The organism is Streptomyces sp. SAS_270 (genome assembly GCF_052543295.1).
This window is the reverse complement of sequence record NZ_JBMNDS010000008.1, coordinates 162,549-185,942: the sequence shown is the minus strand read 5'-3', so window position 1 is coordinate 185,942 and position 23,394 is coordinate 162,549. Positions and strand designations below refer to the sequence as shown.

Here is a 23,394-nt window from a genome sequence, read left to right as displayed (position 1 = left end):
CTTACCCCGGAGGCCACTGCAGGCCGCGGCCGCCCAGGACGTGCGCGTGCGCGTGCCAGACGGTCTGGCCGGCGCCGCTGCCCGTGTTGAACACGATGCGGTAGCTGTCCAGCTTCTCGTCGGCCGCGACCTCACCGGCCTCGCGGAGCACGTCGGCGGCGATGCCGGGCTCGGCGGCGGCGAGGGACGCCGCGTCCGGGTGGTGCGCCTTGGGGATGACCAGGACGTGGGTGGGCGCCTGGGGGTTTATGTCACGAAACGCGACGGTCGTCTCCGTCTCCCTGACCAGGGTCGCCGGAATCTGCCCCGCGACGATCTTGCAGAACAGGCAGTCGTCCTGCGGCTCTCCCGCCATGCGTGTGCCTCCTCAACGCCCGCTGATCATTACGTCGGCATCGTATCGGCGTTTACTCCCGTCCGGTCTTTCAGCCCGTCCGGCGTTTGAGGACGAGGCCGTTCAGGCCGAAAGCGGGGGTCTGGGGGCGGCAGCCCCCAGGTACGACCACACCCACTCCGGGTGCCTTACTCCTCCGGCAAAGCGGGCGCAGCCTTCGCCGGGTGCTCCGCAAGTGCGGCAAGCGCGATCCGGATCGCCTCGTCCAGCTGGGCGTCCCGCCCGGCGGCGTAATCCTGCGGGGCGTGCACCACCTCCACGTCGGGGTCGACGCCGTGGTTCTCCACGTCCCATCCGTACCCCTCCAGCCAGAAGGCGTACTTGGGCTGGGTGACGAGCGTGCCGTCGACGAGCCGGTAGCGGCTGTCGATGCCCACCACCCCGCCCCATGTCCGCGTGCCCACCACGGGCCCGATGCCGAGCGCCTTGATCGCCGCGTTGACGATGTCGCCGTCGGAGCCGGAGAACTCGTTGGCGACGGCGACGACGGGGCCGCGGGGCGCGTCCTCCGGGTAGCTGTAGGGCCGCATGCCGCGCGGGAGGTCCCAGCCGACGATGCGCCGGGCCAGCTTCTCGACGATGAGCTGGGAGGTGTGGCCGCCGCGGTTCTCGCGGACGTCCACGACGAGCCCCTCCCGGGCCACCTCGATCCGCAGGTCGCGGTGGAGCTGGGCCCAGCCGGAGCCGACCATGTCGGGCACATGCAGATAGCCGAGGCGGCCGCCGGACTTCTCGTGGACGTAGGCGCGCCGGTCGGCGACCCACGCGTGGTACCGCAGCGGCTCCTCGTCGGCGGTCGGCACGACCACCGCGTGCCGCAGGTCGCCGCCGCCGGACGGGGAGACGGTCAGCTCGACCGGCTTTCCGGCCGTCCCGACGAGCAGCGGACCGGGCCCGGCGACGGGGTCGACGGCCTGTCCGCCGACCGCGACGATCGCGTCCCCGGCACGCACCGCGACGCCGGGCGCGGCGAGCGGTGCCTGCGCGTCGGGGTCGGACGTCTCCGAGGGCAGGATGCGGTCGATGCGCCAACTGCCGTCCTCGTGACGGGAGATGTCCGCCCCGAGGAGGCCCTGCGCCCGGTCCCCGCCGCCTCCGCCGCCGCGCGGGCTGACGTAGGCGTGCGAGGTGCCGAGTTCACCCTGCACCTCCCAGAGGAGGTCGACGAGGTCGTCGTGGGTGGCGAGCCGTTCGAGGACGGGCCGGTAGCGCTCCAGTACGGCGTCCCAGTCGGCGCCGCCGAGGTCGGGCCGCCAGAAGTTGTCGCGCATGAGGCGGCCCGCCTCGTCGTACATCTGGCGCCACTCGGCGGCCGGGTCGACGGTCTGCCGTACGCGGGAGAGGTCGACGGTGATGTTGGTGTCGCTGTCCTCGCCGTTGGAGGCGCGTCGGTCGCTCGGTACGACCTTGAGCTTGCTGTCGGTCCACAGCAGGACGCGCTTGCCGTCGCCGCTGACGGCGAAGTGGTCGGCGTCGGCGGCGAGGTGCTCGATGCGCTGCTGGGCGAGGTCGTAGCGCTCCAGCTCGGTGAGCGGGTCCGGGTCGTCGGGGGTGGCGCGGGAGGCGCCCAGCACGCCGCGCACCGGGTGGCGCAGCCACAGCACGCCGTCCTTGGCCGCCCGAAGGCCCGAGTAGCGGGCGGCCTCGACGGGGAAGGGGACGATGCGGTCGGCGAGTCCGTCGAGGTCGATCCGGGTGGTGGGAGTGCCCTCGCTGTCGGGCGTCTCGTCCTTGTCGGGGGCTTCGAAGGGCCGGCCGTGGCGCTGAGGCCCGAAGGGCGAGGGCGTCGTCGCGGCCAGGGTGATCAGATGCGGGCGTGAACCGCCCACGAACGCCAGGTCGAAGACGTGTTCGTCGTAGACGGGGTCGAAGGAGCGGGCGGAGAGGAACGCCAGGTGTTTGCCGTCCAGCGTGAAGGCGGGCGCGTAGTCGCGGAAACGCAGCGGGGTCGCCTCGGTCACCGACAGGTCGGCGGTGTTGGCGAGCTTGAGCTGGCGCAGCGGGCGCGGCCCCGGGTGCGACCAGGCGAGCCAGGCCGAGTCCGGCGAGAAGACGAGGCCGGTGACGTCGCCGTCCTCGCTGCGGTCGACCTCGCGGACCTCTCCGGTCTCCCGCTCGACGAGCAGGACCCGTCCGTCGTGCGAGGCGACGGCGGCACGGCTGCCGTCGGGCGCCATGGCGAGCCCGAGGACGCGCCCGAGCTGCCCGGCGGCGAGCCGTCGCGGGATGGCCCCGGGGGCGACGCCGGTCGCGGGGGCGAACTCCAGGGCGTCGTCGCCCTCGGCGTCCGTCACCCACACCACGTGCTCCTCGCCCTCGGCACGGAAGGTGCGGGGCAGCCGGGCGCGCACGCCGTGCTCGGCGGCGAGGGCGCGGGTGGGGCCCGAGCGGTGGGTGACCCAGTGGACGGCGCCGCGTACGGCGACGGCGCTGCCGCGCGCGGTGTGGTCGGGGGCGGCGGCGCCGAACCAGCGGGCCGCGTTCACCGGGTGCGGCTGGAGGTCGACGCGCTGCCCACCGAGGCGGAGGTCGAGGCGGCGCGGTTCGGCGCCGTCCAGGTCGTCGAGCAGCCACAGTTCACCGGCGGACGCGTACACCACCCGGTTGCCGTCGGTGGCCGCCTGCCGGGCGTAGAAGCCGTCGACTCCCGTGTGCCGCCGCAGATCCGAGCCGTCGGCGAGGGAGGAGTACAGCGCCCCGACGCCTTCGTGGTCGGAGAGGAACGCGACGCGCGCGCCGACCCACAAGGGGTACTCGATGTTCCCGTCGAGGTCCTCGTGGAGCCGTACGAACTCGCCGTCCCCCTCCCGGTCGATCCACAACTTGCCCGCCGTGCCGCCCCGGTACCGCTTCCACCAGGCGGCCTCGCGGCCCATGGGGGCGGACAGCAGAAGAACACCCGGTCCGTCCGGCCGGTGCGCGACGTCGCCGACGGGCCCGTACGGAAGGGTGGTCGCGGGTCCGCCGTCGAGCGGGACGGCGTGCGCCCAGGTGCGGCGCAGGCTCGCCTGCCCGACCGCGCTGAGGGCGAGGACCTTCCCGTCGGGGGTCCAGCCGCGCACCTGCGTCCGTGAACCGCCCCAGTACGTCAGCCGCTTGGCCGGGCCGCCGTCGAGAGAGGCGGCGTGCACCTCGGCCGCCCCGTCGCGGGTGGAGGTCCAGGCGACGGTCGTGCCGTCCGGGGAGATGCGGGGGTGGGTCGCCGGGGTGTTGTCGGCGCTGACCCGCCAGGCCCGGCCCGGACCGTCGAGGACGGCCGCCCAGACGTCGTCCTCGGCGGTGAAGACCACCAACTCGCCGTGCAGATGCGGAAACCGGAGATACCCGGACGGGGTGGCCGGCGCGGCCTGCGCGGACGACGTGGACGGCGTGGACTGGGCGGCCGGTGATGACGCTGCAGACGGTGTCACCCGATCACCCTATGCAGCGGCAGCGCCCCTGGACAGGGGTTTCTGTCACTTGATCCGGTTGTGTCACTTGCCCTGGGCCGGCCAGCAGGTCGGGTCGCCCTTGCACCACACGGTCTCCGTGACGGTCACGGTGGGGCCCGGCTGCCCGTTCGACGGCCGGTAGGTCACCGGCGGGGTGTACCTCGGAGTGGCGGCGGCATCGCAGTTGCCGAGGCCACTGACATGGAACCACTCCTTGCCGCCCACCGTGGCCCGCAGGTCCCCGCGCACGCACGCACCGTCGACCGCCCGGGTGACCCTGCCCTTGACGGTGATGTCACGCCCGTCGGACGTCTCCCCCCGGCAGTCGACATGGGCAACGGTGTCCGCGCTCCTGGAGGGCGTCCTGCCCGGCGTGTACGCCTTGTTGGCACCGCCGTAACTGGCCGTGCAGGTGAGCCAGTTGACGTCCACGTGCTGCCGCTCGAGTTCCTTCGTCGCGGTCTGGTCGGTGGTGTACGACACCGCCGCGGAACTCAGCCCGTCCGTGGGCTCGCACGCCGTCACACCGAACACCCCGGCCACTCCGAGCCCCAGCGCGGCCAGCGCCTGCCTGCGTCCCGTCCGGTGCCGTATACGCCTCAATGCCCCCATAGACGGCAGGGTGCCACTGCCGCGGCCGCCGCGGTAGACCGCATGCGGCCACTCCGTCCCCGCTCAAGTCACAATCCGGCGTACGCGTACGCCGGTGAGCCCGGCGGCCGGCCGTCGTTGGACGCGCTGGTCAGCCGCTGCGCAGCAGCAGCCACTCCTGAAGCTCCACGAGGTTGCCCTCCGGGTCCTTGAGGTGGGCCACGCGCATACGGTCGGTCATGGGGGCCGGGCCGTGCACGATCTCCCCGCCGCGGGAGGCGACGGCCTCGCAGTGGGCGTCCAGGTCGTCGACGCGCAGCACCACCAGCGAGCGGTGGCCGGTCGCCGAGTCGCCCAGTTCCCCGAGGACCTCGGCCATCATCGAGCGGTCCTGGAGGGCGATGCCCGCCGAGCCTATGGCGGGGCTGAACTTCTCGTAGGGCCCCTCCGTCGCCCCGGACTGGGGCTTGAGACCGAGGACTTCGGCGTAGAAGTGGTAGCAGGCGGGAAAGTCCGAGACGAGCAGCCTTACCTGTGCGAGTTCCACGCGTCCTCCTACGGGTGTCGGTCAGGCCCAGCGGCCCGTGCGGCCCAGCAGCAGCGCCGTCGCCGCCGTCCCGGCGGTCGATGTGCGCAGCACGCTACGCCCGAGACGGTACGCCTTCGCACCTGAGTCCCCGAAGAGCGCCAACTCCTCGGGGGACACGCCTCCTTCGGGCCCCACGACCAGCACGATCTCGCCCGTGGCGGGGAGTTCGGCGGTCGCGAGCGCCTCGCTGCCGTAGTCACGGTCCTCGTGCAGTACGGCGGCGAAGTCGGCTTTGGCGAGAAGTGCGGCAACCTGCTTGGTCGTTGCCGCGTCCGCGATCTCCGGGAAGCGGACCCGGCGGGACTGCTTGCCGGCCTCGCGGGCGGTGGCACGCCACTTGGCGAGCGCCTTCAGGCCCCTCTCGCCCTTCCACTGGGTGATGCAGCGGGCGGCGGCCCAGGGGACGATCGCGTCGACGCCGGTCTCCGTCATCGTCTCCACGGCGAGCTCACCGCGGTCACCCTTGGGGAGGGCCTGTACGACAGTGATGCGCGGGGACTCCGGGGGCTCCTCGGACACCTCGCCCAGCCTGACGATCAGCCGGTCCTTGCCCTCGGTGTCGATCACCTCGGCCTCGGCCCACCGCCCGGCGCCGTCCGTGAGGACGATCTCCTCGCCCGACCGCAGCCGCTTCACGGAGACGGCGTGCCGTCCCTCGGGGCCGTCCAGCACGAACCGTCCGGCGTCGCCGGCGCGGAAGTCCTCGATCACGAACACCGGTGCGGTCATCAGGCGTTACCCCCGGTCCGGGGCTCCGGGCAGGCCGACAACGCTGTCTTCGCGGCCGCGAGTTCGGCGGTGAGGACCTCCACCAGCTGTCCGGCGGGCAGTGCGCGGGCCATGCGGTGGCCCTGTCCCGCCCACAGCGCCATGCCCTGCGCGTCGCCCGCCTTCGCGGCCGCCTTGCGCAGCGCGGAGGTGAGGTGGTGGACCTGGGGGTAGGCGGCGGGCGCGTACGGGCCGTGCTCGCGCATGAAGCGGTTGACCAGGCCGCGCGCCGGGCGCCCGGAGAACGCGCGCGTCAGCTCCGTACGGACGAAGAGCGGATTGGTCAGCGCCTGCTTGTGCAGGGTGTTGGCGCCGGACTCGGGGGTGGCGAGGAACGCGGTGCCGAGCTGCGCCGCGCTCGCGCCCGCGGCGAGGACGGCGGCGATCTGGCTGCCGCGCATCAAACCGCCGGCCGCGACGATCGGGATTCCCACGCTCTCGCGGACCTGCGCGATCAGTGAGAGCAGTCCGATGCCGGTGCCGTCGGTCTCCGGGTTGTCACGGTGGGTGCCCTGGTGGCCGCCCGCCTCGACGCCCTGCACGATCACGGCGGCGGCGCCCGCCCGCTCCACCGCGAGGGCCTCCTCGACCGTCGTCGCGGTCACCAGCGTCAGCGTGCCTGCGCGCGCGAGGGAGTCCAGGACCTCGCGGCTCGGGCAGCCGAAGTGGAAGGAGGCCACCGGCACCGGGTTGTCGAGGAGGACGGCGAGCTTGGCGTCGTAGCCGTCGTCGCGGCCGCTGTCCGGGTCGCCGAGCTCCGTCGAGTACCAGGAGGCCTCACCGGCCAGCTGGTGGGCGTAGACCTCGATCGCGCCCTTGTCCGCGTACTCGGGCTGCGGCATGAACAGATTGACCCCGAAAGGCCGTCCCGTGAGCCCGCGCAGCTGCTTGATCTCCTGGTACATACCGTCGGCGGTCTTGTACCCGGCAGCCAGGAACCCGAGCCCCCCGGCCTCGCACACAGCGGCGGCGAGCTGCGGGACGGAGACTCCGCCCGCCATGGGGGCCTGCACGATCGGATGCGGGAAAAGATCGGTCAGTGCGGAGGACATGAGCGCATGTTGTCACGTCCCCCGAACAAGTCCGAATCCACCCTTCCGCGGGGAGCATCCAGCCCGTCCGGCGTTTGAGGACGAGCCCGTTCAGGGCGAAAGTGGGGTCTGGGGGCGCAGCCCCCAGGTTCGGGAAGGGCAGGGGCGGAGGAGGCGAAAAACTCCCGCCCTGACCTCCGCCCACTCGCCTCAGCGCCCGTTGAAGGCGTCCTTCAACCGCGAGAACAACCCTTGCTGCCCCGGCTGGAACTGCCCCGTGGGCCGTTCCTCGCCACGCAGCACCGCAAGCTCCCGCAGCACCCGCTCCTGCTCGGCGTCGAGCTTCGTCGGCGTGGTGACCTCGACGTGCACGATGAGGTCGCCGCGGCCGCCGCCCCGCAGGTGCGTGACACCGCGCCCGTGCAGCGGGATCGACTGCCCGGACTGCGTACCGGGACGGATGTCGACCTCCTCCATCCCGTCGAGCGTCTCCAGCGGCACCTTCGTGCCGAGCGACGCCGCGGTCATCGGGATGGTGACCGTGCAGTGCAGGTCGTCGCCGCGCCGCTGGAACGTGGAGTGCGGCAGCTCGTGGATCTCGACGTACAGGTCGCCGGCGGGACCGCCGCCGGGGCCGACCTCGCCCTCGCCCGCGAGCTGGATCCGCGTGCCGTTGTCCACACCGGCCGGGATCTTCACGGTCAGGGTCCGGCGCGAGCGCACCCGCCCGTCGCCCGCGCACTCCGGGCACGGGGTCGGGACGACGGTCCCGAAGCCCTGGCACTGGGGGCAGGGGCGGGACGTCATGACCTGGCCGAGGAAGGACCGGGTGACCTGCGACACCTCACCGCGGCCGCGGCACATGTCACACGTCTGGGCCGTGGTCCCCGGCGCAGCGCCCTCACCACTGCAGGTGGTGCAGACGACGGCCGTGTCGACCTGGATGTCCTTCGTGGTGCCGAAGGCCGCCTCGTCGAGCTCGATCTCCAGCCGGATCATGGCGTCCTGGCCGCGGCGCGTACGCGAGCGTGGCCCGCGCTGCGACGCCGTACCGAAGAACGCGTCCATGATGTCCGAGAAGTTCCCGAAGCCGCCGGCTCCGAAGCCTCCCGCGCCGCCGCCCGACTGGGACAGCGGGTCGCCGCCGAGGTCGTAGACCTGCTTCTTCTGCGGGTCCGACAACACCTCGTAGGCGGCGTTGATCTCCTTGAAGCGCTCCTGCGTCTTCGGATCGGGATTGACGTCCGGGTGCAGCTCGCGGGCGAGCCTCCGGAACGCCTTCTTGATCTCGTCCTGGGAAGCGTCGCGGCGTACGCCGAGTACGGCGTAGTAGTCCGTGGCCACTTACGACTCCGCCAGGATCTGTCCGACGTACCGTGCCACCGCTCGTACCGCTCCCATCGTTCCCGGGTAATCCATGCGGGTCGGTCCGACCACGCCAAGTTTCGCTACTGCTTCGACGCCCGAACCGTAGCCGACCGAGACCACGGACGTGGAGTTGAGTCCCTCATACGCGTTCTCGTGACCGATCCGTACGGTCATGCCCGAATCCCCCGCCTCACCAAGCAACTTGAGGAGCACGACCTGCTCCTCCAGCGCTTCGAGGACCGGACGGATAGTGAGGGGAAAGTCATGTCCGAAGCGGGTGAGATTGGCGGTGCCGCCGATCATCAGCCGCTCCTCGGTCTCCTCGACAAGCGTCTCCAGGAGAGTGGAGAGCACCGTGGCGACCGTACCCCGGTCCTCCGCCTCGAAGCTGTCGGGGAGGTCCTGCACGAGCTGCGGGACGTCCGCGAAGCGGCGGCCCGCGACCCTGGCGTTGAGCCGCGCCCGCAGATCCGCGAGCGACGTCTCCCCGAACGGCGCCGGACAGTCGATCATGCGCTGCTCGACCCGGCCGGTGTCCGTGATCAGCACCAGCATCACACGGGCGGGGGCCAGCGAGAGCAGCTCCACGTGCCGCACCGTCGAGCGGGTCAGCGAGGGGTACTGCACGACGGCGACCTGCCGGGTGAGCTGCGCGAGCAGCCGCACCGTACGGCCCACGACGTCGTCGAGGTCGACCGCGCCGTCCAGGAAGTTCTGGATCGCGCGACGCTCGGGTGCGGTCATCGGCTTGACGCCCGCGAGCTTGTCGACGAAGAGCCGATAGCCCTTGTCCGTGGGGATGCGCCCGGCGCTGGTGTGCGGCTGGGCGATGTACCCCTCGTCCTCCAGGGCCGCCATGTCGTTGCGGACGGTCGCGGGCGAGACCCCGAGGCTGTGCCGCTCGGTGAGCGCCTTGGAGCCGACCGGCTCCTCGGTCCCGACATAGTCCTGGACGATGGCGCGCAGCACCTCAAGCCTTCGGTCACTGAGCATCGCGCACACCTCCAGCGGTCTTCCAGCGGTCTTCCAGCTGCTCCTGGCCTGGCACTCAGCGCATGCGAGTGCCAGCGTTCCCCGGCCCAGTGTACGGCCGTGGGGTACGGCCCCGGCAAGGGCGGCCCTGCCATGTCATGCCGACGTGTACCGACCTGTCCTGCGATGTCGTGCCTGTACCCGCCTCGCCGCTAGCGTCGGCGTATGAAGGTGACTTGGGAAGAGGCGGGGTGGGAGGAACTGTCGCCGCGGGTCGGGCGGCGGCGGCTTCCCGTGTGGGACTGCACCGCCGGGCTGGTGGTCGGCGAGGGCGCGGCGCTGCTGATCGACGCGGGGTCGAGCCTGGGCGAGGGCGCGCGGCTGCGCGCCGAGGCGCAGCGGCTCCTGGGTCCGCCGGGCGGCGACCGCCGTGTGACACACCTCGCGCTCACCCACCCGCACTTCGACCACGTCTTCGGCGCGGCGGCGTTCGCGGGGGTGGAGGTGTTCGGCGCGGTGGGCGTGGACGCGGTCCTCACCCACGACCGGGAGGAACTGCGCGCGGACGCCGTACGCAACGGGCTGGACGCGCGGGCGGCCGCCGAGGCGGCCGATCTCCTCGCCCGTCCCCGCCATGTCGTGTCCGGTGAGTGGACCCTCGACCTGGGCGGCGGTCTGCAGGTGCTGCTGGCGAACGTCGGCCCGGGCCACACCTGCCACGACCTGGCGGTCCTCGTGCCGGCCACGGCCTCCGCCCCGGAGGTCGTCTTCTGCGGCGACCTCGTCGAGGAGTCCGGCGAGCCGCAGGCCGGTCCGGACGCCGTCCCCTCCCACTGGCCCGCGGCCCTGGACCGGCTGCTCGACCTGGGCGGCGAGGACGCGGTGTACGTGCCCGGCCACGGAGCCGCGGTGAATGCGGCGTTCGTCCGGGCGCAGCGGGACTCGCTGGCGGCCCGTTTCGGCGTGTCGTAGGAGGGTGTACGGCGTCGGCGCGGCGCTTCTCCTATCGTCATCCGAATGCGCCAGTACTCTCCGGACCTGACCCCGCCCTGGAAGAAGCCCAAGCCCGTGCCCGAGGTCCCGGCGGACCCGGGACTGGTGGTCGAGGAGCCCGGTACCGGTTTCTGCGGTGCGGTGATCCGCTGCGAGGCGGGCACGGTGACGCTGGAGGACCGCTTCGGCAAGCACCGGGTCTTCCCGATGGAGCCGCGCGGCTTCCTCCTGGAGGGCCGGGTGGTCACGCTCGTCCGCCCCGCCGCCGGTCCCCTGCGGCCCACCCGCACGGCGTCCGGTTCGGTCGCCGTGCCGGGTGCGCGGGCCCGGGTGGCGCGGGCCGGGCGGATCTACGTCGAGGGCCGTCACGACGCCGAGCTGGTCGAGCGGGTCTGGGGCGACGACCTGCGCATCGAGGGCGTGGTCGTGGAGTACCTGGAGGGTGTCGACGACCTGCCGTCGATCGTCGAGGAGTTCGCTCCGGGGCCGGACGCGCGGCTGGGGGTCCTGGTGGACCACCTGGTGCCCGGCTCCAAGGAGTCCCGCATCGCGGAAGCGGTGACGAGCGAGCACGCCCTGGTGGTGGGTCACCCGTACATCGACATCTGGGAGGCGGTGAAGCCGTCGTCCGTCGGCATCCCCGGCTGGCCCCGCGTCCCGCGCGGCCAGGACTGGAAGACGGGCGTGTGCCGCGCCCTGGCCTGGCCCGAGAACACCGGCGCGGCCTGGCAGCACATCCTGTCCCGGGTGCACTCCTACAAGGACCTTGAGCCGGAACTCCTGGGCAGGGTGGAGGAACTGATCGACTTCGTCACGGCGTGATCTGGCGGGGCGCCATTTGCAGGGGGGCGCGTTGGGGTCGGGTCCGTGCCGGTACGTCTTTCCCGTCGCCGCGTGGGGGCGCGCGTGACGCCGAGGGGCCGGCGAAGCCGCGTCACTGCGGGCAATCGTGCCGCCAGGAGCGGCACGGGTGGGCGCAGCGGCACCCCGTGAACGCCGGATGGCGTGACCCACCGGCGTGCCGGGGGCCGCTCAGTCCACCAGGTCTCGGACGATCGCGTCAGCGAGGAGGCGGCCGCGCAGGGTGAGGACGGCGCGACCGGCGTCGTAGGGGACGGGGTCGAGGAGGCCCTCGGACAGGGCCCGGCGGGAGGCGGCGAGACCGGCCGGGTGGAGCAGGGACAGCGGACAGCCGTCGCGGAGCCGCAGCTCCAGGAGGATGCGTTCCACGCGGCGGTCCTCCTCGGAGAGGAGTTCACGGCCCGCCCCGGGGGACGTCCCCGCGGCCAGCGCACCGGCATACGCCCCGGGATGCTTGACGTTCCACCACCGCACCCCGCCCACATGGCTGTGGGCGCCGGGACCCGCACCCCACCAGTCGGCGCCCCGCCAGTACAGCTCGTTGTGCAGGCAGCGGGCCCCCTCGGAGGTGGCCCAGTTGGAGACCTCGTACCAGTCGAAGCCCGCCGCCGACATCACCTCGTCGGCGATCAGGTAGCGGTCGGCGTGGACGTCGTCGTCGGTCATCGGAACCTCGCCCCGCCGGATGCGCCGGGCGAGCTGCGTGCCCTCCTCGACGATCAGCGCGTACGCGGAGACATGGTCGGGCCCGGCGCCGAGCGCCGCGTCGAGCGAGGCGCGCCAGTCGTCGTCCGTCTCCCCCGGCGTGCCGTAGATCAGGTCGAGGTTCACATGCTCGAAGCCGGCCGCGCGGGCCTCGGCGACGCACGCCTCGGGGCGGCCGGGGGTGTGGGTGCGGTCCAGGACCTTCAGGACGTGCTGCCGGGCGCTCTGCATGCCGAAGGAGATCCGGTTGAAGCCGCCGGCCCGGAGGGTGGCCAGGTAGGCGGGGTCGACCGACTCCGGGTTCGCCTCCGTCGTGACCTCCGCGTCGGGCGCCAGGCCGAACTCGTCGCGGATCGCCCCCAGCATCCGTACGAGATCGTCGGCGGCCAGCAGCGTGGGCGTACCGCCTCCGACGAAGACCGTGCGCACCGGGCGCGGGTCGTCGCCGAGGACCTTGCGGGCGAGGCGGACCTCGTCGATCAGGGTCGACGCGTAGTTGTCGCGGGAGGCGAGGACGCCTCCGGTGCCTCGCAGCTCGGTCGCCGTGTAGGTGTTGAAGTCGCAGTAGCCGCAGCGGGTCGCGCAGTACGGGACGTGCAGATAGAACCCGAGGGGGCGGTCGGCCGCGCCGGCCAGGGCGTGCGCGGGCAGCGCGCCGTCGTCGGGGACGGGCTCACCGTCGGGGAGTGCGGAAGGCATGCCTTCCATTGTCCCGCACGGGCGGACATGCGCCGTACGCCCTCTTACTCCGCCTGCAGCACCAGCAGTGCCAGGTCGTCCTCCGGCGGCTTCTCGCCGAACTCGTGCACCAGCCGGCGGATGCGTTCCGCTATCAGCTCGGCGCTCAGCCCGGCGCAGCCGGTGAGGGCCTGCGCGAGGCCTTCGTCGTCGTCGAACTGGCGGTGGCCCGAGCGCCGCTCCGTCACGCCGTCCGTGACGCACAGCACGCTGTCGCCGGGGTACAGCTCGAAGGTCTCGGCGGTGTAGGTCGCGTCCTCGACGACGCCGAGGAGCGTCTGCGGTCTTGCCACCTCGCGCACCTCGCCGGTGGGGCCGAGGAGCAGCGGCAGCGGGTGCCCGGCGGAGGCCAGGGTGCAGTGCACTCCGCCGTCGAAGGGCACCAGTTCGCCGTAGAGGAGGGAGAGGAAGCGGGTCTGCGGGCCCTCGTCGGCGGCGAGCCCGGGGCCGCCGGTGGCGACGAGGGCGCGGGCCGCGGCGTCCGCCGCCTCGGTGGCGTCGTCGAGCAGGAGCTGGTTGAGGCGGTCGAGGACGTCGGGGACGTCGTACCCCTCGCGGGCCAGCAGCCGCAGCCAGGGCCGGGCCAGTCCGATCACGACGGCCGCCTCGGGCCCCTTGCCCTGGACGTCGCCCACGGCGAAGCACCAGCGGCCGTCCCCGGCCGGGAACAGGTCGTAGAAGTCGCCGCTGGGGCCGCCCTTGTCGAGCGGCTCGTACACGAGGGCGCTGCTCACGCCGGGGATCTCGGCGACGGCGCCGGGCAGCAGGCCGCGCTGGAGGACGCGGCTGATGGTGGCCTGGCGGGCGTACTGGCGGGCCGCGCCGATGGCGAGGGCGACCCGGCGGCTGAGGTCCTCGACGAGTCCGTTGACCTCGTCGGGAAAGCCGACCACCCCGGCGCGCCCGATGACGAGGGTGCCGAGCGGGCGCCCGCCGGCGATCAGTCGGTACGCGAGGGCCGCACCGTCCGTCCCGCGGGCGCCGGGCTCCTCGCCGGGCCAGGGCACGGGGACGGCGCGGGAGCGTACCGAGTCGGGCAGCCGCGGCGGGTCCTTCTCCAGGGCGCGGCGCAGTTCCTCGATGTGGTTCTCGCTGCCGTGCCAGACACGGGCGAGCCGTGGCCCGAAGTCGACGCCGAGGCCGCCCCGGCCGGCCCGGTCGGTGGCCTCGTCCTCCAGCCATACCGCGCACCAGTCGGCGATGCGCGGGACGAGCAGTTGTCCGGCGAGGGCGGCCACGAGGTTCTCGTCGAGCTGCCCGGCGAGCATGTCGGAGGCCTCGGCGAGGAAGGAGAGGGCGCCGCGGTTCACCCAGTCCTGGTCCTGGCGGGCTCGGTGCCGCGGCTCGGCGGCGAGGGCCTCGGAGATCCGCAGGCCGCGCTCCAGGGTGTGCTGACCGGCGTACGCCTCTTCCGCGGGTTCCTCCAGGGACGCGCGCCCGTCGAGGGGCAGCCGGGCCCAGACGGTCTTGACGCCGGTGCGATAGGTGATGCCCCAGGCTTCGGAGAGAGTGGAGACCAGTCGCAGGCCGCGGCCGTACTCGCGGGTGCCATGGGGGCGCTCGGCGGCTTCGTCGCGTACCGCGCGCGCCGGGTGGCGGTCGGAGACCTCGATGAGCAGCGTGCCCGGCGACCCGTCGGCGGCGGCCTCCAGGCGGCAGACCGCCTCGACGTCGGTGCCGGCGTGCACGACGGCGTTGGTGACGAGTTCGCTGACGACGACCATCGCGTCGTCCACCGGCCAGTCCCGGCGCCGCCGGGCGTCGGCCGACCCGGCAACGGCCTGGGCGCGCGCCTCCGATTCGGCTCCGGGCGCGGCGGGTTCGGTCCAGCCGGCGAGCGCGGCGCGCACGAACTCGCGGGCGGCGCCGGGCGCCAGGGGCGTGCCGGGCAGCGAGGTGCGTGCCACCGCCTCCTGACCCGGCCGGTGGTGCGCCGGCGCATCAGGAGCACGGGCAACGGACTCCCGTTGCGTCGGAATGACCCCCACGGTGTTGCTCCCTGAGCAGTTCGGACGAATACGCCTCAGGCGACACGGACAGAGTGACAGACTGGCCACGCCCATAAGCGCCGAGTTACCGAAGTGGGCCGCCATGAGTGAGAACAGTGCTACGCATGTGCTCGAAGACGGACAGATTCGGGCACCCGAGGACGGGGAGATCCGGGCATCGGATCTCCGTCCTCTGCTCGCCGCGATGGCGGCCGCGCGCGACGGTGACTTCAGCAGGGTGCCGGAGACGGGGCACGGCCTGGTGGCCGATCTCGGCACCGCGTTCAACCAGATCATGGACCGCAACACGCACTTCAACTCCGAGGTGCAGCGTGTCCGCAGAGAGCTGGTGCGGCACGGGCGGCTGGACGAGCGGCTGTCGGCGAGCCCCGGCCAGGGCAGCTGGACAAGCAGGGTCAACGACGTGAACCAGCTGCTGGACGCGCTGGTGGCACCCGCGGCGAACGCGACGCGCGTCCTGGACGCGGTGGCCGGCGGCGACCTCACCCAGCGCGTCGACCTGCACGACGGCAACCGCCAACTGCGCGGCGATCTGCGCCGGTTGGGCCGCGCCGTCAACAAGATGGTCGATCAGCTGTCCCTCTTCACCGGCGAGGTGACGCGGGTCGCGCGCGAGGTCGGCACGGAGGGTCGGCTCGGCGGCCGGGCCAAGGTGCAGGGCCTGTCGGGCAGTTGGCGGGATGTGACGGAAGCGGTCAACACGATGGCGTCGCGGCTGACGGCGCAGGTGCGTGACATCGCCCTGGTGACGACGGCGGTGGCGCGCGGCGACCTGACCCGGACGGTGACCGTCGAGGCGACGGGTGAGCTGCTCGAACTGAAGCTCACCGTGAACACGATGGTCGACCAGCTCTCCGCCTTCGCCGACGAGGTCACCCGCGTGGCCCGAGAGGTCGGCACCGAGGGGCAGTTGGGCGGACGGGCGCAGGTGCGCGGGGTGTCCGGGGTCTGGAAGGACCTCACCGACAACGTCAACTTCATGGCGTCGAACCTGACGTCGCAGGTGCGCAACATCGCCCAGGTGACGACGGCCGTCGCCAACGGCGACCTCTCGCAGAAGATCACGGTCGACGCGCAGGGCGAGATCCTGGAGCTGAAGTCGACCATCAACACCATGGTCGACCAGCTCTCCGCCTTCGCCGACGAGGTCACCCGCGTGGCACGCGAGGTCGGCACCGAGGGAAACCTCGGCGGGCGGGCGCAGGTGCGCGGGGTCTCCGGGGTCTGGAAGGACCTGACGGACAACGTCAACTTCATGGCGGACAACCTGACTTCGCAGGTCCGCAACATCGCCCTCGTCTCCACGGCGGTGGCGCAGGGCGACCTCGGCAAGAAGATCACCGTCGAGGCGAAGGGCGAGATCCTGGAGCTGAAGTCGACCATCAACACCATGTCGACCAGCTCTCCGCCTTCGCCGACGTGTCACCCGCGTGGCACGCGAGGTCGGCACCGAGGGAAACCTCGGCGGGCAGGCGCAGGTGCGGGGCGTGTCGGGCGTCTGGAAGGACCTCACCGACAACGTCAACTTCATGGCGCTGAACCTGACTTCACAGGTCCGCAACATCGCCCAGGTCACGACGGCCGTCGCCAACGGTGACCTGTCGAAGAAGATCACCGTCGACGCGCGCGGCGAGATCCTGGAACTGAAGGACACCGTCAACACGATGGTGGACCAGCTGCGCGCCTTCGCGGACGAGGTCACCCGCGTGGCCCGCGAGGTCGGCACGGACGGCCGCCTGGGCGGTCGCGCCCAGGTGCTGGGCGTCTCCGGGGTCTGGAAGGACCTCACCGACAACGTCAACTACATGGCGGACAACCTGACTTCACAGGTCCGCAACATCGCGCAGGTCGCCACCGCCGTCGCCCAGGGCGACCTCTCCAAGAAGATCGACGTGGACGCGCGCGGCGAGATCCTGGAGCTGAAGACCACCATCAACACCATGGTGGACACGCTGTCGTCGTTCTCGTCCGAGGTCACCCGGGTGGCCCGCGAGGTCGGCTCCGAGGGCCGGCTGGGCGGCCAGGCCCGGGTCGAGGGCGTGTACGGCACCTGGAAGCGCCTGACGACGAACGTGAACGAGCTGGCGCTCAACCTGACCACCCAGGTCCGGGCGATCGCCGAGGTGGCGTCCGCGGTGGCCCAGGGCGACATGTCCCGCTCCATCACCGTGGAGACCCAGGGCGAGGTCACCGAGCTGAAGGACAACATCAACCTGATGGTGGCCAACCTCCGCGAGACGACCCGCGCGAAGGACTGGCTGGAGTCCAACCTGGCACGCCTGGCCGCGCTGATGCAGGGCCACCGCGACCTGATGGAGGTCGCCGACCTGATCCTGCGCGAGCTGACCCCGCTGGTGAACGCGCAGTACGGCGCCTTCTTCCTGGCCGACCCCGACGAGGACTCGCTGCGGGCCGCCATCCCCGCCAAGGGGCTCGCCTTCATCGCGGGGTACGGCTCCGCGCAGGGGGCGACCGTCGACACGGGCGGCATGCCGGTGCACGGGCTCGTACGGCAGGCGGCGCGCGAGAAGAAGCGGATCCTGGTGGACGAGGCCCCGCCGGACTACATCAAGATCAACTCCGGGCTCGGCGAAGCCGCACCCGCGAGCGTGGTCATCATCCCGATCCTCTTCGAGGACAAGCTGCTCGGCGTGATCGAGCTGGCGTCCTTCTCCCGCTTCTCCGACGTCCACCTGGCGTTCTTCGACCAGTTCGTGAACACCATCGGCGTCGCGATCAACACCATCATCGCCAACTCCCGTACGGAATCCCTGCTCGGCGAGTCGCAGCGCCTCGCCATCCAGTTGCAGGATCGATCCGACGAACTCCAGTCCCAGCAGGCCGAGTTGCAGCGCTCCAATGCCGAACTGGAGGAGAAGGCCGCCCTGTTGGCCACCAGCTCCCAGTACAAGTCGGAGTTCCTGGCGAACATGTCGCACGAACTGCGTACACCGCTCAACTCGCTGCTGATCCTGGCCCGGCTGCTCTCCGACAACCCGGACGGCCATCTCTCCGACCAGGAAGTGCAGTTCGCGACCACGATCCACCGCTCCGGGTCCGACCTGCTGCAGCTGATCAACGACATCCTCGACCTGTCGAAGATCGAGGCCGGCCGCATGGACGTACGCCCCAAGAGGCTGCCGCTGATCAAGCTGCTCGACTACGTGCACGCCACGTTCCGCCCGCTGACGCTCGACCGGGGCCTCGCCTTCGAGGTGACGGTCGGCGAGGACGTGCCGCGTGAGATGTACTCGGACGAGCAGCGCCTCCAGCAGATCCTGCGCAACCTGCTGTCCAACGCCATCAAGTTCACCGCGAGCGGGCGCGTCGAACTGCGCGTCAACCGCATCAAGGACCCCGACCACACCTTCACCCACGGCGACAACGACGACGTGATCGCCTTCGCGGTCTCCGACACCGGCATCGGCATCGCCCCGGAGAAACTCCCGGTCATCTTCGAGGCGTTCCAGCAGGCCGACGGCACCACCAACCGCAAGTACGGCGGCACCGGCCTCGGCCTGTCCATCAGCCGGGAGATCTCGGGCCTGCTCGGCGGGCGCATCGTCGCCGAGAGCATCCCCGGCCGCGGCTCCACGTTCACGCTGTACGTCCCCGTCGTCAGCCCGGGGCACGCGGCGACCGGACCGGTGCCCGAGGACCGCTCGCTGCCCGTGCCCGAGCTGTCCACCGAGCCGTACACCGCCCACGACACCGACGACTCCTGGCCCACGCCCACCAAACTGGAGGAGTGGAAGGCGGGCCGGGCGGGCCAGGTCCTGCCCGGGCGGCGGGTGCTGATCGTGGACGACGACATCCGCAACGTCTTCGCACTCACCCACGTCCTCGGCCGGGTCGGCATGCCCGTCCTGTACGCGGAGAACGGCCGCGAGGGCATCGAGACCCTGGAGCGCAACCCCGATGTCGAACTCGTCCTGATGGACATCATGATGCCGGAGATGGACGGCTACGAAACCATCTCCGCCATCCGCCGCACCCCCCGCTGGACGGGTCTGCCCATCGTCGCCCTGACCGCGAAGGCGATGCCCGGCGACCGCGAGAAGTCCATCGCGCGGGGTGCCAACGACTACGTACCGAAGCCGGTGGACGTCGACCAGTTGCTCACCGTCGTCTGCGCCCTCCTCGACCCGGAAAGCCCGAACGGCGACGATCCCCTCGACCACACGGCCGAGACCGTGACACCGGGGCCGGGCAGCTCGGGGGAGCCCGCCGACCCGTCGACGACCGAGTGAGGCACCGTCACCATGACAACAGTTGAGGCAACGCCCGAAGAGCGCGCCAGCATCCTCCTTGTCGACGACATGGAGGACAACCTGATCGCCCTGGAGGCCGTCCTGGGGTCCCTCAACGAGCCACTGGTGCGCGCGCGTTCGGGCGAGGAGGCGATGAAGGCCCTGCTGCGGCAGCGCTTCGCCGTGGTCCTGCTCGACATCCGCATGCCCGGCATGGACGGGTTCGAGACCGCCGCGAACATCAAGCGGCTCGACCAGACCAAGGACGTCCCCATCATCTTCCTGACGGGCACCGACGCCGACGCGGGCTACGCCTTCCGCGGGTACGCGACCGGTGCCGCCGACTATCTGACGAAACCGTTCGACCCGTGGGTGCTGCGCGCGAAGGTGACCGTCTTCCTCGATCTGCACCGCAAGAACCAGCAGTTGGAGAAGATGCTCGCGCGCGAGCAGGAACAGTTCGACGAACTCACCGGCCGCCTCAGAAAGATCGAGACCCTCATGGCCGCCAGCGGCCACCAGGACGTGTTCGAACTGCGCCACCACGTCCACGAGATGGAGAAACTGCTGCGCGAAATGCGCAGCGGGCGGGGGTTGTAGGCCCCCGCCCGCGTGCGGCTCGAATTGCAGACCCGGCCCGCGTGCGACTCGGACTGCAGACCCGGCCCGCGTGCGGCTTACGCCTCGCGCGATCCCGCGTACATCTCGTCGATCAGGTGCTTGTACTCCCGCTCGACGACCGGGCGCTTCAGCTTCAGGCTCGGGGTGATCTCGCCGTGTTCGACGTCGAGGTCGCGCGGGAGCAGTCGGAACTTCTTGATGGTCTGCCAGCGCTGCAGGCCTTCGTTGAGCTCCTTGACGTAACCCTCGACGAGGGCGACGGTCGCGGGCGCGGCGACGACCTCGGCGTACGACTTGCCCTCCAGGCCGTTCTCCTTCGCCCAGTCCAGGATGGACGGCTCGTCGAGGGCGATGAGGGCGGCGCAGAAGTTCCGGTCGGCGCCGTGCACCAGGATGTTGGAGACGTACGGGCAGACGGCCTTGAACTGGCCCTCGACCTCGGCCGGGGCGATGTACTTGCCGCCGGACGTCTTGATGAGGTCCTTCTTGCGGTCGGTGATGCGCAGGTAGCCGTCGGGGGACAGCTCGCCGATGTCGCCCGTGTGGAACCAGCCGTCGGACTCCAGTACCTCGGCGGTCTTCTCGGGCAGCTTGTGGTAGCCCTCCATGATGCCGGGGCCGCGCAGCAGGATCTCGCCGTCGTCCGCAATGCGCACCTCGGTGCCGGGCAGCGGCTTGCCGACGGTGCCGGTGCGGTAGGCCTCACCGGGGTTCACGAAGGAGGCCGCGGAGGACTCCGTGAGGCCGTAGCCCTCAAGGATGTGGATGCCGGCGCCCGCGAAGAAGTAGCCGATCTCGGGCGCGAGCGCCGCGGAGCCGGAGACGCAGGCGCGCAGGTTGCCGCCGAAGGCCTCGCGGATCTTGGCGAAGACGAGCGCGTCGGCGACCTTGTGCTTGGCGCCGAGCCCGAAGGGGACGGACGCGGTGCCGGTGCGGCGGAAGTTGTCCTGGCTGGCCTTCGCGTACTCGCGGGAGACCTCGGCCGCCCACTGGAAGATCTTGTACTTGGCGCCGCCGCCGGCCCGCGCCTTGGCCGCGACCCCGTTGTAGACCTTCTCGAAGATGCGCGGGACGGCCGCCATGTACGTCGGCTGCACGACCGGCAGATTCTCGATGATCTTGTCGACACGCCCGTCCACCGCGGTGACGTGCCCGACCTCGATCTGGCCGGACGTGAGCACCTTGCCGAAGACGTGCGCGAGCGGCAGCCACAGGTACTGCACGTCATCGGCGCTGATCAGACCGGTCCCGGCGGTGGCCTTGGCCATGTACGACCAGTTGTCGTGCGGGAGCCGGACGCCCTTGGGGCGGCCCGTGGTGCCGGAGGTGTAGATCAGCGTGGCGAGCTGGTCCCTGGTGATCGCCCCGACCTTCTCCTTGACCAGGTCGGGGTTCTTCTCCAGGTACGCGGCGCCGCGCGCCTCCAGCTCGGCCAGGGACAGGACCCAGTCACCGGTCTCGACGCCGGTGGCGTCGATGACGATCACGTGCGTCAGGTCGGGAAGCTCGGCACGCTTCTCCACCGCCTTGGCGAGCTGCGCCGCGTCCTCGGCGATCAGGATCTTGCTCTCGGAGTCGGAGAGGATGAACGCGGACTCGTCGGCGTTGGTCTGCGGGTAGATCGTCGTGGTGGCCGCGCCCGCGCACATGATGCCGAGGTCGGCGAGGATCCACTCGGCCCGCGTGGAGGAGGCGAGCGCCACGCGCTGCTCGGGCTGCACGCCCAGCTCGATGAGGCCGGCGGCGATGGCGAACACCCGCTCGGCCGCCTGCGCCCAGCTCAGCGACTTCCACTCGTCCGGGCCCTCGCCGGACGAGGACGCCACGGGGTAGCGGTAGGCCTCGGCGTCCGGTGTGGCCGCGACGCGTTCCAGGAAGATGGCCGCCACGGAAGGCGGACGGTTCTCGATCAGGGTCTGTGTGTCGCTCACGACATCCTCCGGGGCCCGCGGCAGCGCGGCTGGCTCATATGCGGCTGATTGGCTCACGTCGGTGGTTGGCTCGCGATCGTTGTTTAACTCGCGAGTAACTATCGAGCAGTGATCAGAGTAGAGCCCGCTCGGCCGGTTCGTAAGGGGCGCTGGGGTGTCTCTTCCAACAGAGGACGGACGGAACACTTTCGTCCGCAAACTGACCGGGCCCGCCGCGCTCACGCACGACGGGCCCGTAAAACAGGGGCACTCCCCCATCAGTCGACGGCTACTTCTTGCTCTTGGCCGAGCCACCGCTGTCGTCGCTGGACAGCACGGCGATGAAGGCCTCTTGCGGAACCTCCACAGAGCCCACCATCTTCATCCGCTTCTTGCCTTCCTTCTGCTTCTCCAGCAGCTTCCGCTTACGCGAGATGTCACCGCCGTAGCACTTGGCGAGGACGTCCTTGCGGATGGCGCGGATGGTCTCGCGGGCGATGACCCGGGAGCCGATGGCGGCCTGGATCGGCACCTCGAAGGCCTGCCGCGGAATCAGCTCGCGCAGCTTGGCGACCAGTCGCACGCCGTACGCGTAGGCCGCGTCCTTGTGCGTGACCGCCGAGAAGGCGTCCACCTTGTCACCGTGCAGCAGGATGTCGACCTTGACCAGGCTGGCGGCCTGCTCGCCGGTGGGCTCGTAGTCGAGCGAGGCGTACCCGCGCGTCTTGGACTTCAGCTGGTCGAAGAAGTCGAAGACGATCTCGGCGAGCGGCAGCGTGTAGCGGATCTCGACCCGGTCCTCGGAGAGGTAGTCCATGCCGAGCAGGGTGCCGCGCCGGGTCTGGCACAGCTCCATGATCGAGCCGATGAACTCGGAGGGCGCGAGGATCGTGGCGCGCACGACCGGCTCGTACACCTCCCCGATCTTCCCCTCCGGGAACTCGCTCGGGTTGGTGACGATGTGCTCGGAGGTGTCCTCCATCTCGACGCGGTAGACCACGTTCGGAGCCGTCGCGATGAGGTCGAGCCCGAACTCGCGTTCGAGGCGCTCGCGGATCACGTCGAGGTGGAGAAGGCCGAGGAAGCCGACACGGAACCCGAAGCCCAGGGCGGCCGACGTCTCCGGCTCGTAGACGAGCGCGGCGTCGTTGAGCTGCAGCTTGTCGAGGGCGTCGCGCAGCTCCGGGTAGTCGGAGCCGTCCAGCGGATACAGCCCGGAGAAGACCATCGGCTTGGGGTCCTTGTACCCGCCGAGGGCCTCGGTGGCGCCCTTGTTCAGGGTGGTGATCGTGTCACCGACCTTGGACTGGCGGACGTCCTTCACACCGGTGATGAGGTACCCCACCTCACCGACCCCGAGGCCGTCGGCGGCCAGCATCTCGGGCGAGTTGGTGCCGATCTCCAGCAGCTCGTGCGTCGCGTTCGTGGACATCATCCGGATGCGCTCACGCTTGTTGAGCTGCCCGTCGATGACACGGACGTACGTCACGACGCCGCGGTAGGAGTCGTAGACCGAGTCGAAGATCATCGCGCGAGCCGGGGCGTCCTTGACGCCGACGGGCGCCGGGACGTCGCGCACCACGCGGTCCAGCAGCGCCTCGACGCCCAGACCGGTCTTGGCGGAGACCTTGAGGACGTCCTCCGGCTGGCAGCCGATGAGGTTGGCCAGCTCCTCGGAGAACTTCTCCGGCTGGGCGGCCGGCAGGTCGATCTTGTTGAGCACCGGGACGATGGTGAGTTCGTTCTCCATCGCCAGGTAGAGGTTGGCGAGGGTCTGGGCCTCGATGCCCTGGGCGGCGTCGACGAGGAGAACGGTCCCCTCGCAGGCAGCGAGGGACCGCGACACCTCGTACGTGAAGTCGACGTGCCCGGGAGTGTCGATCATGTTGAGGATGTGGGTGGTGCCCGGATCCTCGGTGGGCGCCCAGGGCAGCCGGACCGCCTGGGACTTGATCGTGATGCCGCGCTCGCGCTCGATGTCCATGCGGTCGAGGTACTGAGCACGCATCTGCCGCTGATCGACCACCCCGGTCAGCTGGAGCATCCGGTCGGCGAGCGTGGACTTGCCGTGGTCGATGTGCGCGATGATGCAGAAATTGCGGATCAGAGCCGGGTCGGTACGGCTCGGCTCGGGCGCATTGTTAGGGGTCGCGGGCACGCAGG

Annotated in this window: 15 protein-coding genes and 1 pseudogene; 4 read left to right on the top strand and 12 right to left on the bottom strand. The window is 71.1% G+C overall.

Annotated elements, in window-relative coordinates:
- Position 1 precedes the first annotated feature (1 nt).
- The 8 genes from ACN6LB_RS08360 to hrcA form a co-directional block, all read right to left on the bottom strand.
- Positions 2 to 355: a histidine triad nucleotide-binding protein gene (locus tag ACN6LB_RS08360; protein WP_445025202.1), complete on the bottom strand. Its 354-nt coding sequence runs from the start codon at positions 353 to 355 to the stop codon at positions 2 to 4.
- A 167-nt stretch (positions 356 to 522) separates the two neighbouring features.
- Entirely contained in the window at positions 523 to 3,684 is a 3,162-nt protein-coding gene (locus tag ACN6LB_RS08355) for a S41 family peptidase (protein WP_356143438.1), read from the bottom strand.
- Between the two features lie 183 nt (positions 3,685 to 3,867).
- Positions 3,868 to 4,437: a hypothetical protein gene (locus ACN6LB_RS08350; protein ID WP_356143418.1), complete on the bottom strand. Its 570-nt coding sequence runs from the start codon at positions 4,435 to 4,437 to the stop codon at positions 3,868 to 3,870.
- A 130-nt stretch (positions 4,438 to 4,567) separates the two neighbouring features.
- Positions 4,568 to 4,963 carry a VOC family protein gene (locus ACN6LB_RS08345; RefSeq protein ID WP_356143420.1) on the bottom strand — a complete coding sequence of 132 codons (396 nt, stop codon included), beginning with the start codon at positions 4,961 to 4,963 and terminating at the stop codon, positions 4,568 to 4,570.
- 21 nt (positions 4,964 to 4,984) lie between these two features.
- Entirely contained in the window at positions 4,985 to 5,734 is a 750-nt protein-coding gene (locus tag ACN6LB_RS08340; RefSeq protein WP_445025201.1) for a 16S rRNA (uracil(1498)-N(3))-methyltransferase, read from the bottom strand.
- Positions 5,734 to 6,825: a nitronate monooxygenase gene (locus ACN6LB_RS08335; RefSeq protein ID WP_356143424.1), complete on the bottom strand. Its 1,092-nt coding sequence runs from the start codon at positions 6,823 to 6,825 to the stop codon at positions 5,734 to 5,736. The genes ACN6LB_RS08340 and ACN6LB_RS08335 overlap by 1 nt, the downstream gene beginning before the upstream one ends.
- Positions 6,826 to 7,014: 189 nt before the next feature.
- Entirely contained in the window at positions 7,015 to 8,148 is a 1,134-nt protein-coding gene (dnaJ, locus tag ACN6LB_RS08330) for a molecular chaperone DnaJ (RefSeq protein ID WP_356143426.1), read from the bottom strand.
- Complete coding sequence (gene hrcA / locus ACN6LB_RS08325) at positions 8,149 to 9,165, bottom strand: heat-inducible transcriptional repressor HrcA (protein ID WP_445025200.1); 1,017 nt, start codon at positions 9,163 to 9,165, stop codon at positions 8,149 to 8,151.
- 204 nt (positions 9,166 to 9,369) lie between these two features.
- On the opposite strand from hrcA, the gene ACN6LB_RS08320 reads away from it, so the two are divergent.
- Together ACN6LB_RS08320 and ACN6LB_RS08315 are read left to right on the top strand one after the other, a co-directional pair.
- Complete coding sequence (locus tag ACN6LB_RS08320) at positions 9,370 to 10,116, top strand: MBL fold metallo-hydrolase (RefSeq protein WP_445025199.1); 747 nt, start codon at positions 9,370 to 9,372, stop codon at positions 10,114 to 10,116.
- A 45-nt stretch (positions 10,117 to 10,161) separates the two neighbouring features.
- Entirely contained in the window at positions 10,162 to 10,959 is a 798-nt protein-coding gene (locus tag ACN6LB_RS08315) for a DUF3097 domain-containing protein (RefSeq protein WP_445025198.1), read from the top strand.
- A gap of 210 nt (positions 10,960 to 11,169) precedes the next feature.
- Here the strand turns inward: ACN6LB_RS08315 and hemW are convergent, their stop codons facing one another.
- Together hemW and ACN6LB_RS08305 are read right to left on the bottom strand one after the other, a co-directional pair.
- The gene (gene hemW / locus ACN6LB_RS08310) at positions 11,170 to 12,402 is read right to left on the bottom strand and encodes a radical SAM family heme chaperone HemW (RefSeq protein ID WP_445025197.1); all 1,233 of its coding nucleotides are present in this window, start codon (positions 12,400 to 12,402) and stop codon (positions 11,170 to 11,172) included.
- Positions 12,403 to 12,446: 44 nt separating this feature from the next.
- Positions 12,447 to 14,429, bottom strand: a complete 1,983-nt coding sequence (locus ACN6LB_RS08305) for a SpoIIE family protein phosphatase (protein WP_445025196.1) — start codon at positions 14,427 to 14,429, stop codon at positions 12,447 to 12,449.
- Between the two features lie 205 nt (positions 14,430 to 14,634).
- Between ACN6LB_RS08305 and ACN6LB_RS08300 the strand changes: the two are divergent.
- A pseudogene (locus ACN6LB_RS08300) lies at positions 14,635 to 18,700 on the top strand (HAMP domain-containing protein).
- 12 nt (positions 18,701 to 18,712) lie between these two features.
- Positions 18,713 to 19,300 carry a response regulator gene (locus ACN6LB_RS08295; protein WP_356144163.1) on the top strand — a complete coding sequence of 196 codons (588 nt, stop codon included), beginning with the start codon at positions 18,713 to 18,715 and terminating at the stop codon, positions 19,298 to 19,300.
- A gap of 77 nt (positions 19,301 to 19,377) precedes the next feature.
- Here ACN6LB_RS08295 and ACN6LB_RS08290 read toward each other — a convergent pair whose 3' ends face one another.
- On the bottom strand, positions 19,378 to 21,252 hold the full coding sequence (locus ACN6LB_RS08290; RefSeq protein WP_445025195.1) for an AMP-dependent synthetase/ligase: 1,875 nt from the start codon (positions 21,250 to 21,252) through the stop codon (positions 19,378 to 19,380).
- 268 nt (positions 21,253 to 21,520) lie between these two features.
- A complete protein-coding gene (lepA, locus tag ACN6LB_RS08285) occupies positions 21,521 to 23,389 on the bottom strand; it encodes a translation elongation factor 4 (RefSeq protein WP_445025194.1) in 1,869 nt (622 codons plus the stop codon).
- Positions 23,390 to 23,394 lie beyond the last annotated feature (5 nt).